This window comes from Floridaenema flaviceps BLCC-F50 (genome assembly GCF_041929275.2).
GTDB classification, from domain to species: domain Bacteria; phylum Cyanobacteriota; class Cyanobacteriia; order Cyanobacteriales; family Aerosakkonemataceae; genus Floridanema; species Floridanema flaviceps.
In genome coordinates this window covers 460,055-472,500 of record NZ_JBHFNR020000002.1, presented here as the reverse complement: position 1 = coordinate 472,500, position 12,446 = coordinate 460,055, and the positions used below count along the sequence as shown (strand labels likewise).

The following is a 12,446-nucleotide window of genomic DNA, read 5'->3' as shown; positions in this document are numbered from 1 at the left end:
TATTGGTAATTATCTACCTGCTATTTGTTTCTTTACTTTCTCTTTTACTATGCAGTTTTCTAGGTTCTCACTGGCTGATGTCGCCAGCATTCTCTCTGGTTTTTCACCCTAAGAGGTGCTAACTTCATCGCATACTCACTTGATCTAGTCTATCATTCTCGCCTTGAGTTGACAAGCTTTTTGACTGACTTTTTTGGTTTCGGTTCAGTACTTTTTTTGGTGGAGGTAAGCGGACTCGAACCGCTGACATCTGCCGTGCAAGGACAGCGCTCTACCAACTGAGCTATACCCCCACAATGCTGTTTTTAGGTGGGCCATCCTGGACTTGAACCAGGGACCTCACCCTTATCAGGGGTGCGCTCTAACCACCTGAGCTAATAGCCCATTCACCCAACCTGAACATAGTTTGAAAGCCTGACCATTCTCGTTCGACCTGGGTTGGACCTGTACTGTGACTTATTTACAAGTTTTCGGTCATCAGTTAGGTTAGGTCTCCCTAAAAAGGAGGTGATCCAGCCACACCTTCCGGTACGGCTACCTTGTTACGACTTCACCCCAGTCATCAGCCCCACCTTCGGCATCTCCTTCCTTTGCAGGTTAGGATAACGACTTCGGGCGTGGCCAACTCCCATGGTGTGACGGGCGGTGTGTACAAGGCCCGGGAACGAATTCACCCCAGTATGCTGACCTGGGATTACTAGCGATTCCGCCTTCATGTAGGCGAGTTGCAGCCTACAATCTGAACTGAGCCACGGTTTATGGGATTAGCTTAACATCGCTGTTTAGCTGCCCTTTGTCCGTAGCATTGTAGTACGTGTGTAGCCCAGGACGTAAGGGGCATGCTGACTTGACGTCATCCCCACCTTCCTCCGGTTTGTCACCGGCAGTCTCTTCAGAGTGCCCAACTGAATGCTGGCAACTAAAGACGAGGGTTGCGCTCGTTGCGGGACTTAACCCAACATCTCACGACACGAGCTGACGACAGCCATGCACCACCTGTGTTCGCGCTCCCGAAGGCACTCCTCCCTTTCAAGAGGATTCGCGACATGTCAAGTCCTGGTAAGGTTCTTCGCGTTGCATCGAATTAAACCACATACTCCACCGCTTGTGCGGGCCCCCGTCAATTCCTTTGAGTTTCACACTTGCGTGCGTACTCCCCAGGCGGGATACTTAACGCGTTGGCTACGGCACTGTGAGGGTCGATACTCACAACACCTAGTATCCATCGTTTACGGCTAGGACTACAGGGGTATCTAATCCCTTTCGCTCCCCTAGCTTTCGTCCTGTGAGTGTCAGTTGTGGTCCAGCAGAGCGCTTTCGCCACCGGTGTTCTTCCCAATCTCTACGCATTTCACCGCTACACTGGGAATTCCCTCTACCCCTACCACACTCTAGCTCTTCAGTTTCCACCGCCCCTCAGTGGTTAAGCCACTGGTTTTAACGGCAGACTTGAAGAGCCACCTACGGACGCTTTACGCCCAATAATTCCGGATAACGCTTGCATCCTCCGTATTACCGCGGCTGCTGGCACGGAGTTAGCCGATGCTGATTCCTCAAGTACCGTCAGATCTTCTTCCTTGAGAAAAGAGGTTTACAACCCAAGAGCCTTCCTCCCTCACGCGGTCTTGCTCCGTCAGGCTTTCGCCCATTGCGGAAAATTCCCCACTGCTGCCTCCCGTAGGAGTCTGGGCCGTGTCTCAGTCCCAGTGTGGCTGGTCATCCTCTCAGACCAGCTACCGATCGTCGCCTTGGTAGGCTCTTACCCTACCAACTAGCTAATCGGACGCGAGCTCATCTTCAGGCAATAAATCTTTCACCTTTCGGCACATCGGGTATTAGCAGCGGTTTCCCTCTGTTGTCCCCATCCTGAAGCTAGATTCTCACGCGTTACTCACCCGTCCGCCACTAGCTCCGAAGAGCCCGTTCGACTTGCATGTGTTAAGCAGACCGCCAGCGTTCATCCTGAGCCAGGATCAAACTCTCCATTTGATTATTTGATTGACTCAATTCGTTTCCAGCTACGCTAGAAACTCTTTATTAATTTCTTTGACGAGCTTGGCTTTTTTTGGCTTTCAAACTATACTTTTTTCTAGGTTCGGGCGCGTCTTGAGTGCTTCACTTGCGCTGGGCTTCCTCTCGACCGCTTTACTAATGTATCAATCCCTAAAGGGTTTGTCAACACTTTTTCTAAACTTTTTTTGGGAAGTCCTCAAAGTCGCATCTGGCGGCAGTTTTAGGGCAAAATGGTTGAGTGGGAGAAACAGTTGAAGTACTCAAGTAAGGACAAGTTGTGAATTTTCAATCAATTATTGCTACTCTGAATCGGTTCTGGAGCGATCGCAATTGTCTAATCGCTCAACCCTACGACATCGAAAAGGGTGCTGGGACAAAGAATCCTCATACTTTTCTCAGGGCACTAGGGCCAGAACCTTGGTCTATTGCTTATGTAGAACCTTGTCGTCGTCCGGGTGATGGACGTTATGGGGAAAATCCAAATCGGTTTCAATATTATTATCAGTATCAAGTTCTAATTAAGCCATCGCCAGATAATATTCAGGAAATTTATCTTGATTCTTTGAGAGCTTTGGGGATTCGCCCGGAAGATCATGATGTGCGGTTTGTGGAGGATAATTGGGAGGATGCGGCAGTAGGTGCTTGGGGGACTGGGTGGGAAGTTTGGTTGGATGGGATGGAAATTACCCAGTTTACTTACTTTCAGCAGTGTGGGGGAATTGATTGTCGTCCAGTTTCGATCGAAATTACTTATGGATTAGAACGGTTAGCGATGTATCTCCAGCAAAAGTCGGCAATCACCGAAATTCAATGGACAGATGAGATTACTTATGGAGATGTGCATCTGCAAGGGGAAATAGAACAGTGTACTTATAACTTTGAAGCTTCTAATCCAGAGTTGCTGTTTACTTTGTTTGGTTTGTATGAACAGGAAGCAGAACAGTTAATTGCTAGAGGATTGGTTCTGCCTAGCTTGGACTATGTTCTAAAGTGTTCTCATACTTTCAATTTGCTGGATGCTAGAGGTGTGATTTCTGTCACTGAAAGAACTCGCTACATTGGCAGAATTCGGAATATGGCAAGACAAGTGGCACAGCTTTATGTGCAACAAAGAGAAAAACTAGGTTTTCCATTGTTGAAGTCACAAACATCTCTGCAAGCACCTGTGGAACTGGTATCTTAATTATTTGGTGAAGCAAGCTGGAAAATTTTGGGGAAAGCTGCTCACTGTTGGTTATTGATGGGATAGTTGGAAAGTATGGCTAATCTGAATGAGCTTTTAGAACCGATCGCAGCACAGTTTAGAGCTTTGGGTATTCCTGAACCGATCGAGCATTGGGGACATCCAGCGATGATGGCGATCGTTATCTTTGTTATGGGTAGCTTCGTCGGGTTAGCAGGATGGCGCGGACGAGTAGTTGCAGATCAAGAAACTGCTCTGAAAAGCCGCTCTGACCATCGTAAACTAGCACCTTGGATGTTTTTATTCTTGGCGCTGGGCTATACTGGAGGACTGTTGTCTTTGGTAATGCAACATAAGCCAATTCTGGAAAGCCCTCATTTTTGGACTGGTTCAATTGTGTTAATTTTGCTGGGCATTAATGGTGCTATTTCTGCCAGTAAGTTTGGGGGTAACAAATCCGCACTTCGCACAATTCATGCTTATCTAGGAAGTGCAGCACTGTGTTTGTTATTTCTTCATGCAGTGTTGGGATTAAAACTGGGTTTGTCCATCTAAAACTAAACTTTTTCCATGAATTCAGCCACTATTGCTTTTATTCTTTGTTTAGCCTATATCGTTGGCTTGCTATCTACAGTATTTCCTTTTCCTTGGGGAGGATTTACTGTACTAATTTTGGGAATTATAGCAACGCTAGTTGTGCCTAGATTGTGGCGCAAAGGGCCGAAACGTTGGATTTGGTTGGTAGCTGGAGTTGTGGGATTAGTAGCAGCTTTATATTTTCAGGCGAGGGTTCCGCGACCTGCAACTAATGATATTAGCCGGGAAACTGGTGCTATCGAACAGTTGGTTACAGTTAGGGGTACGGTGGAAAGTATGCCTCGCCTGACTCGCACGAGAAAGGCACAATTTTGGTTTCAAGCAAGTCAACTCAATGAGGTAATTGGTAAAGATAGCCCAATAGATTTGGGTAAAGAAGTTTCGGGAAAATTGTATGTAACTGTACCTTTACTGCAAGCAACTGGGTTACATCCTAACCAAAGAATTGCGGTTATGGGTAGGTTGTATAGACCTAAGTTAGTTAGTAATCCTGGTGGTTTTGATTTTCGCACTTATTTAGCTCAAGAAGGTGCTTTTGCAGGTTTAGCAGGTCGAAAAGTTGAGTTTTTGACTGAAGAAACAGGGCCGAAAGTTGGTTGGTGGGCAATTAGACAAAGAATTATTCGTGCTCATACTCGCGGTTTAGGGGTTCCTGAAGGGCCTTTGGTGAGTGCGATGGTTTTGGGTAGTCAGTCAGTTAATTTCTATCTGCCTGTGGAGCTTAAGGATCAGTTTACTCGAATTGGTTTGGCTCATACTTTGGCGGCTTCAGGTTTTCAGGTATCGTTAATTTTATATGTGGTTTTGTTGTTGACTAAAGGCTTATCTGTACGATCGCAATTTATCGCCGGAGTAATCGCTTTAGGAATTTTTTTGGCTTTGACTGGGCCACAACCACCTATATTAAGAGCAGTAGTAATGGGAGTTGCGGCTTTAATTGCTCCGTTGCTGCAAAGGAAAATTAATCCTATAGGTTCTTTGTTACTTGCGGCAACTTTTCTACTTTTGTTAAATCCTACTTGGATTTGGGATTTAAGTTTTCAATTAAGTTTTTTGGCAACTTTGGGATTGTTGGTAACAGTACCAGCAATTGTTAAAAGATTGGATTGGATGCCGCCAGTTTTAGCGGCGGCTATTGCTATTCCCATTGCTGCTTCTATTTGGACTTTGCCTTTACAATTGTATGTTTTTAAAATTATTTCTCCTTATAGTATTGCGATTAATATAATTACAACGCCATTTGTAACTATTCTTAGTATTGGTGGTTTTATTAGTGCAATTTTAGGGGTGCTTTGGCCGAGCGCAGGTGGTTCACTTGCTTGGTTCCTTTATTACCCTACTCATTTGTTGATTTCTTTAGTAGAATTCTTTTATGATTTGCCGGGAAATTCGGTTGCGGTAGGGGCAATTTCTCAATATCAACTATTGGTTTTGTATATTTTAATTGCCTTAGTTTGTTTGTTTAGATGGTGGCGAAATTATTGGTGGTTCGCTAGTTTGTTGGCGGTAACTGTGATAGTGATTCCTGTTTGGCAAACGCAAACGGCTTTGTTTCAAGCAACTATTTTAGAAGCTGATAAACAACCTGTTTTAGTAATTCAAGATAAAGGAAAGGTAACTTTAATTAATAGTGGCGATGGGAGTACAGCTAGATACGATATTATTCCTTTTTTACAACATCAAGGAGTGAATCAAATTGATTGGGCGATCGCTACTGATTCTTTAAATGATAAAAGTGGTTGGTTAACTATTCTCGGACATTTACCCATTGCTAACTTCTACAGTAATTCATTTACGGAAAATGGTTCTCCGGGACAAAAAGAAATTCAGCATATTTTGCAAGTACGTCAGGGAAATTATCAACCTTTAATCCTGGGTCAAATTATGACTTTTGCCACTACTTCAGCCCGATTGATTAATGCTGAAGCTCCTATGTTACAACTTTTGATTGATGGAGAAAATTGGTTATTCATTGGAGCAATGAAAGCAGAGGAACAAAAACAATTATTGCTCGCAGAAAAGTTTCCCAAAGTTGATGTATTGTGGACACCCGGAGAACGAATTACAGCAGAATTGTTAAAGGTAGTACAACCAAAAGTAGTGATTGTTTCTGCGGATACGGTTGATTTAGAAACTGAAGCTAATGTTAATCAAGCAAAAATTAAGTTATACATTACTGGTAAAGATGGCGCAGTTCAATGGAAACCCAGTGGGACGTTTGAAACAACTTTGGAATTGACGGAAGGTTATAGTGCTCTGCTCTAAAATTAAGGAAGAATGATATAATAATTTATGCTTACCTGTGGAGAGGTGGCAGAGTGGTTGAATGCGGCGGACTCGAAATTCGCTATGGCGGCAACGTCATCGTGGGTTCAAATCCCACCCTCTCCGTTGATTACCCATAATGTAGAGAGGTGATAGAGACGTTATATATAACGTCTCTACTACAGGGTTTTGGATTAAGGATATTATGGCCGATCGAAGGGACATGATATTCATTAAGTTTCCGCACGAGACTGCAACGCTTGATTGAGGTGAGAGCGATCGCCTAATCTTTGGAGTAATGGCCCATAAGTACTAAACTTCACTACACTCACTGAACCTACTCGTACTTCCATGCGATCGCGATAACGTCCTAAATCAATTCCTAATAGATTACAAAGAAGAATCCGAATCGTGGTTTTATGAGCGACAATCAAAACATTGCCAGTAGAAAATTGCGCTTCAATTTCTGCGATGACTGATATTGCTCGGCTCACTACTTCTACTGCGGTTTCGCCGTCGGTGGGAGGATTCCAAGAAGGTTCGGTCATCCAATTAATGTAATCATCAAGATGATGCTCTCTCACCCAATCTGGTGTGTTTCCTTCCCATTTGCCAAAATCCATCTCTTTGAGCCCTTCTCTCAATTGCATTTCGGCACCGATGGCTGCACATAGGGGTTGAGCCGTTGCGATCGTTCGTTTCCTGGGACTGACATAAATTCCTGCCCAAGGTAAATTTTGATAAGCTGCGGCAAAAGCTTCAGCCATTTGCTTTCCTTCGGAAGTGAGTTCGGGATCGAGACTCCCGCAGTAAGCTCCCGTCTTGGTATAAGGTGTTTCCCCATGTCGGAGAAAATATAATGTCAAAGTCATTGGGCAAAGCTCTTTTAAGTGGAAGAACACTTTAAGAAGACAGTAGGGAAAAAGGCTTTTATGTTCAGCTTTTTACCAGGAGGCGCGATCGCACAACGAGAAAGTAATTTAGCATTACCAATCAGCAGATTGAGCAGCTGCTAAAGCGATTCCAGCTACAATAATTTTGTGTTCCTGTACTTGAATTCGAGAGTGCAAAGTTTCTGGGGTATCATCGGGGAACACGGGAACGGCGGCTTGAATTAAAATTGGGCCACTATCGACTTCTGGTACGGCGATGTGAACTGTGCAACCTGTAATTTGTACGCCAGCGGCTAAGGCTTGTTCAACGCCATGTACACCTTTAAAGCTGGGTAACAAGCTGGGATGAATGTTAATGACTCGTTTGGCGAAAGCATCTAAAAGTGTTGGTGTGACGACGCGCATCCAACCTACCATGACTACCCATTCTACTTGATGCAGGCCCAGTGTTTCGACTATTTGTGCGTCGCAGTCTTCGCGACTTTTAAAGTTACGATGATTGATCAGGACGGCGGGAACTCCCCAACGTTGTGCCCTAGCAACTACTTTGGCTTCGGGATTATTATAAATGACGACTTGGACTTGGGCGTTTAGCTGTTTGTCTGCGATCGCTTGAGCAATAGCTTCAAAATTTGTGCCACTCCCAGAAGCCATGATACCTAATTTTAGGGGTTCACCTTGAATAAAAAGGTTGCTCGGAATCGAGGGTGAAATTAAGCTAGGGGTAGAATCAGCTGATGCGTTGTTGAGAGTCATAGCAAATGGGAGGCAATTTTGCGGCTAAAAATATATGGTAAATCCTGGTTAGACGATGATGCGATCGCTGCATGGATTTTTTTAACTCCAGCACTTATATTACTTGGTGTTTTCATTTTATGGCCGATCATCTATCTGTTTTATCTTAGTTTTACTGCTGGGAATTTTACTGCGGCTGGTGTGCGTTGGGTAGGCGCGAGAAACTACTTGCGCCTGATTCTCACTTCTGACTTTTGGCAAGTCATTGGTAATACTATTTACTTTACTTTAGCTACTGTGATTCCCAGCTTAATTATTCCTTTAGGTTTGGCGGTGTTGTTGAATCGATCGCTGGCGTTAAGAGGAATATTACGCACAGCTTATTTTATTCCTTCTATTACTAGTTTAGTAGCAGCTGGGTTAGGATTCCGTTGGTTATTTCAACCTGATGGGCCTGTTAATAGTTTATTAAATTATTTTGGTGTTAGTCCAATTCCTTGGTTAGGCAGCACTACTTGGGCAATGCCTGTACTAATTCTCTTAAGTATTTGGAAGCAATTGGGTTTTAATTTAGTAGTATTTTTGGCAGGATTACAAGCTATTCCTCTCAATCTTTATGAAGCTGCCCAGTTAGATGGTGCTAATGAATGGCAGCAGTTTTGGCATATTACTTTACCTGGTTTAAAACCTAGTTTAGTCTTTGCTACTGTGACTACGGCAATTTTTACTTTGAGAAGTTTTGAACAAGTTTATGTGATTACAGGTGGTGGACCTTTAAATTCTACTAACTTGTTAGTTTACTATATTTACGACCAAGCTTTTGCTCAATTTGATTTTGGTTATGCGGCAGCTGCGGCTACAGTTTTGTTAGCAGTAACTCTAGTTTTGGTGTATCTGCAATTACGAGTTTGGGGCGAGGAACAGGGGTAGGGGCGATTCATGAATCGCCCCTACTCCTGTTCCCTGTTTAAATTTCTCCGCCACTGAGTAAAATTCTCATTTCGTTGGGTTTATCTGAGGCTTCCATTGCTGTTTCTTCGGTAATTCGACCTTCTAAATAAAGGTTATGAATTGATTGCAACATGGTACACATTCCATCGTAATTTCCTTTTCTCATAATTGATTCTGTTTCTTCTACTTCTCCGCGTTTAATGTAATCTTTGACGGTATCGGTGTTAATTAAAATTTCCTGAATGGGGGCGCGTTTACCGTCAGTAGTTCGCAATAAAGCTTGAGCAATTATTGCGGCTAAGGATTCGGAAAGTTGACTGAGCATTGGCTCTTGTTCGTCTGGTTCATAAAGGTTTAAAATTCTTTCAATGGTTTTAGTGGCGCTGTTGGTGTGTAATGTACCGAATACTAAATGTCCGGTTTGTGCGGCTTTGAGTGCGGTGTTGACGGTGGCTCGATCGCGCATTTCCCCAATTAAAATTACGTCGGGATCTTCTCTTAATGCTGCTTTTAATGCTCGATCGAATTCGGCTGTGTGAATGCCTACTTCTCGCTGACTAATTACAGATTTGCGATCTTCGTGAACAAATTCGATCGGGTCTTCAATGGTAATAATATGTCTCTGCATGGTACGATTAATATAATCTACCATAGCTGCTAAAGTTGTAGATTTACCCGACCCAGTAGGGCCAGTAACTAATACTAATCCTTTGTGGTAATGGCAAATAGTTTGGAATACTTCTGGTAAACCTAATTCTTCAATACTGGGAATTTTTAAGGGAATTAACCGCAACACCATTGCCGAACCTTTGAGGGTTTTAAAAATATTTATTCGCACTCGCGCAAAACCATAACTTGCAGCACCATCAAAATCTAAGGTTTCTTGAAATTGTTTAATTTCTGATTCTGTCAGGATTTCATTCAGCCAATTCATAAATGTAGCTTCATCAGTTACGGGATAATTACTGGCTTCCATTTGTCCGCGATTGCGAAAACGTGGGGCTTTACCTACACATAAATGAATGTCAGAAAAGCCTTTTTCGTAGGCTTGTCGCACCAATTTTTCTAAAGAAACCTTATTTGGCTGAGAATGAGAAATTGGCTGAGAAATTGGCTGAGAAATTGGCTGATTTGCTATTTCAGTTTCGGCTGTTCCTGTTGGGCCTATTTGAACTGATAATTCTAGGCGGTCGTTGTCTAATAAAATTGCTAATTGGTGTTTCCCCGGTTGGTGCAATGCTAAATCAAAACGCCAAGTTCCTTCACTACTAATAGCTGGAGTTGTGACTTTAAATTGATTGTTTATAACTAAGATTAAAGGTTTACCAGCATGGATAGCATCAGCTGTTCCTATTACAGAAAAGCGTTGTAATGGTGGAACTGGTAGGGAGGGGGCTTTAACAATTTTGAACATAGAAGATATTTGATGTGCTAGTTTTTGGTTGTTGTTGGCGATCGGTGTAGATACCCTTTGTTTTATACTGATGAGATTGCAAGTTTAACATATCAGGTTTATGCGTGAAAGTAGATAGTCAAGTAACATGATATCTTGTACTGTAATCTTAGTTGGCACATTGGGCTAAGATTACATAGTCATCTAGTGTGTAGTTAGAGTCAAAATTGAATTTAAAGTAGTGACGCAACAACGGACTCATAAATTTCTGGCAAGCTAAATTTTCTCTAGCAAATTGTCCGAAATTAGCAATTGGTTGTCTGCTATCAGTGGAACTTAAATACTTATACCAAACTAGATTTAATCCTAAATCTGCGACAAATTTTTTAACTACAATTTCTTCTTGTTTAGGAGCTTCACTTGTTAAAACGCTATAAGCCTTAAATAATTTTTTATCCTGAATTATTAACAGGACATAACCATCTTTTTTCAGATTATTGGTAAATATTTGTTGATAAATACTTTGGGATTTGCTTCTAGTTTCTGGATCGTAAAAGAAACAGTGACAAATCACTATAAAATCGAAAAATTTTGGCGGAATTTTTCCCGCTTCTGAATTATAATCAAAAATGTTAGAAGTGTCAAAACGAAAATAAGCATTTGTAGCTGTTTTTTGTTGTTCTATGTACGATCGCCAAAACTGCAATCCGCGATACTGAAAATGCTTTTGCTGCTCCAAAGAATAGTAGCAAATATGTAGAGGATCTAAAGGTAAGTAGCTGCTAATACTCTGTAATAATAAAGCTAATCCATAAGCAATTGTACCAGAACCAGCAGCTATATCAAGGATATTAATTTTAGTAGGTAATAAGCCTACTTTGTAAATGAGAAACCAAGCTAGATAAGCACAATAAACATTATCTAAAAAATACCTCATTAAATAAACATGGGGACTCAGTTCAAATTTATATTGAGGATCTTGTCCAGTTTTCAGCAAATTAATGTCTTCAATTGCGTCTTCAAGCAATAAAGAAAAATTCTTTTTCTCGCTCAATCGGTTAAACTCATCTTTAATAAAATCAGCTAATTTTGCTTCAAATTCATCAAAAATACTCCGATCTATTCCCGTACATTGAAGCATATTTGCATCATGCTCAATTAACTTAAAATCTTTAGACAAAGATTCTATAAATTCTGGTATAGAACTTAATAAACTAGTGGAAAATTGAGAGGAATTTATTTCTAAATCTTCCAGCTTTTGGCGAAATTCGCTTAATTGTCGGTATTGTGCAGCGCTTTGTTGTCGATAAGTACGAAAATTATTCTCGGTCTGTAGCTTATCACGAAATAATTTCTCTATCCCAGTTAACTTTACGCCTGATTTCTCTATTTGGCGTAAAATTTTTTCTGCTTGGTTAGTGTTTCCCTTATATAAAGCTAGACAGAACTTAACAGAACGCCACAAATTAACCATTAAATTAATCATAACCAAATCCTTCTTTACCTTCTTTAATTTCTACTCCACACAGGAGAGAGTTTAGTTTTTCCTTGAATTTTAAATAACTAGTTTTTTCATCATCATACCACCAGGAATACTTTTGTTTAATAGCTAAAGCTTCTTCCCTAGTTCCGGCGACGAGAGAACGTTTACTAGTGGCGTGAAATTCTTGAATTACTATGCGGTCTACAATTTCTAATTTTTTAATAAACTTTATTTGCTCTTCGGGAAAAGTTGGGAGTAAAGGAGTAATAGTAACTGAAAATCTGATTTCGTGATTTTTTCGATAAGGAATATTATGTTTGAGTTTACCAATAGCTTTTAGTCTAGCAGGGATACTTGGCGATCGCGGTTCAAAATCTTTCCTAACTTGTTCGCTGCCAGTGGGAATGCTCAGATTAATTCGTAATTTTTGAAAGTTTTGCAAAATATCAATATCCCTAGTAATCATGGGACTGCGAGTTTGAATTACTAAAGTTGGTTGATATTTAACTAATATTTCTAACAAGCAACGAGTTAGTTTTTCTTTCGATTCAATTGGTTGATAAGGATCGGTGACTGTACTCATGTAAATTATGGGAGGTCTTTGAGGGTTTTTCTCATACCAATTACTTAGTTCTTTTTCTAGAATTTCCGCCGAATTTTGTTTAATAATTACCCAGTTTCCCCAATTCTTTCGCATTTGTGAATTAGGACTAAATGCAGCAGCATAGCAATAACTACAACCGTATTGGCAACCTCGATAAGGATTAAGTGTGAAATCATAGTAATCAATAAACCCTGTGGCTTTGTTCAGGAGTGATTGTGCATTTTTAGCATAAACATTGACATTGCCAAACTTCTCTCGTACAGCGATACTATATTTACCTTTACAGTATCCTTCGTATTGTGTTTTAAATATTTTTAAATTTACCATTT

9 protein-coding genes, 3 tRNA genes and 1 rRNA gene are annotated in these 12,446 nt (G+C 41.3%); 5 read left to right on the top strand and 8 right to left on the bottom strand.

Annotated elements, in window-relative coordinates:
- Nucleotides 1-217: 217 nt before the first annotated feature.
- The 3 genes from ACE1CI_RS22020 to ACE1CI_RS22010 form a co-directional block, all read right to left on the bottom strand.
- Nucleotides 218-293, bottom strand: a tRNA-Ala gene (locus ACE1CI_RS22020).
- A 17-nt stretch (nt 294-310) separates the two neighbouring features.
- Nucleotides 311-384 (bottom strand) — tRNA-Ile (locus tag ACE1CI_RS22015).
- A gap of 116 nt (nt 385-500) precedes the next feature.
- Nucleotides 501-1,989: ribosomal RNA gene (locus ACE1CI_RS22010) — 16S ribosomal RNA — on the bottom strand.
- A 301-nt stretch (nt 1,990-2,290) separates the two neighbouring features.
- Here ACE1CI_RS22010 and glyQ point away from each other — a divergent pair.
- The 4 genes from glyQ to ACE1CI_RS21990 all read left to right on the top strand — a co-directional run bounded on the left by glyQ (nt 2,291) and on the right by ACE1CI_RS21990 (nt 6,184).
- The gene (glyQ, locus tag ACE1CI_RS22005) at nt 2,291-3,196 is read left to right on the top strand and encodes a glycine--tRNA ligase subunit alpha (protein ID WP_413265269.1); all 906 of its coding nucleotides are present in this window, start codon (nt 2,291-2,293) and stop codon (nt 3,194-3,196) included.
- A gap of 75 nt (nt 3,197-3,271) precedes the next feature.
- Nucleotides 3,272-3,751: a DUF4079 domain-containing protein gene (locus tag ACE1CI_RS22000; protein ID WP_413265268.1), complete on the top strand. Its 480-nt coding sequence runs from the start codon at nt 3,272-3,274 to the stop codon at nt 3,749-3,751.
- 15 nt (nt 3,752-3,766) lie between these two features.
- The gene (locus tag ACE1CI_RS21995; RefSeq protein ID WP_413265267.1) at nt 3,767-6,058 is read left to right on the top strand and encodes a ComEC/Rec2 family competence protein; all 2,292 of its coding nucleotides are present in this window, start codon (nt 3,767-3,769) and stop codon (nt 6,056-6,058) included.
- A 39-nt stretch (nt 6,059-6,097) separates the two neighbouring features.
- Nucleotides 6,098-6,184, top strand: a tRNA-Ser gene (locus ACE1CI_RS21990).
- Nucleotides 6,185-6,291: 107 nt separating this feature from the next.
- Here the strand turns inward: ACE1CI_RS21990 and ACE1CI_RS21985 are convergent.
- Together ACE1CI_RS21985 and purN are read right to left on the bottom strand one after the other, a co-directional pair.
- Complete coding sequence (locus ACE1CI_RS21985) at nt 6,292-6,930, bottom strand: histidine phosphatase family protein (protein ID WP_413265266.1); 639 nt, start codon at nt 6,928-6,930, stop codon at nt 6,292-6,294.
- Between the two features lie 114 nt (nt 6,931-7,044).
- Entirely contained in the window at nt 7,045-7,707 is a 663-nt protein-coding gene (purN, locus tag ACE1CI_RS21980) for a phosphoribosylglycinamide formyltransferase (protein ID WP_413265265.1), read from the bottom strand.
- Nucleotides 7,708-7,725: 18 nt separating this feature from the next.
- Here purN and ACE1CI_RS21975 point away from each other — a divergent pair, with 18 nt between their 5' ends.
- Nucleotides 7,726-8,616, top strand: a complete 891-nt coding sequence (locus tag ACE1CI_RS21975; RefSeq protein ID WP_413265264.1) for a carbohydrate ABC transporter permease — start codon at nt 7,726-7,728, stop codon at nt 8,614-8,616.
- A gap of 37 nt (nt 8,617-8,653) precedes the next feature.
- Here ACE1CI_RS21975 and ACE1CI_RS21970 read toward each other — a convergent pair whose 3' ends face one another.
- From ACE1CI_RS21970 to ACE1CI_RS21960, 3 genes are all read right to left on the bottom strand, one after another.
- Nucleotides 8,654-10,051, bottom strand: a complete 1,398-nt coding sequence (locus tag ACE1CI_RS21970) for a type IV pilus twitching motility protein PilT (protein WP_413265263.1) — start codon at nt 10,049-10,051, stop codon at nt 8,654-8,656.
- A 148-nt stretch (nt 10,052-10,199) separates the two neighbouring features.
- Nucleotides 10,200-11,516 carry a class I SAM-dependent methyltransferase gene (locus ACE1CI_RS21965; protein WP_413265262.1) on the bottom strand — a complete coding sequence of 439 codons (1,317 nt, stop codon included), beginning with the start codon at nt 11,514-11,516 and terminating at the stop codon, nt 10,200-10,202.
- The gene (locus ACE1CI_RS21960) at nt 11,509-12,429 is read right to left on the bottom strand and encodes an SPL family radical SAM protein (protein WP_459564079.1); all 921 of its coding nucleotides are present in this window, start codon (nt 12,427-12,429) and stop codon (nt 11,509-11,511) included. Before ACE1CI_RS21960 ends, ACE1CI_RS21965 begins: the two co-directional genes overlap by 8 nt.
- Between the last annotated feature and the right edge of the window lie 17 nt (nt 12,430-12,446).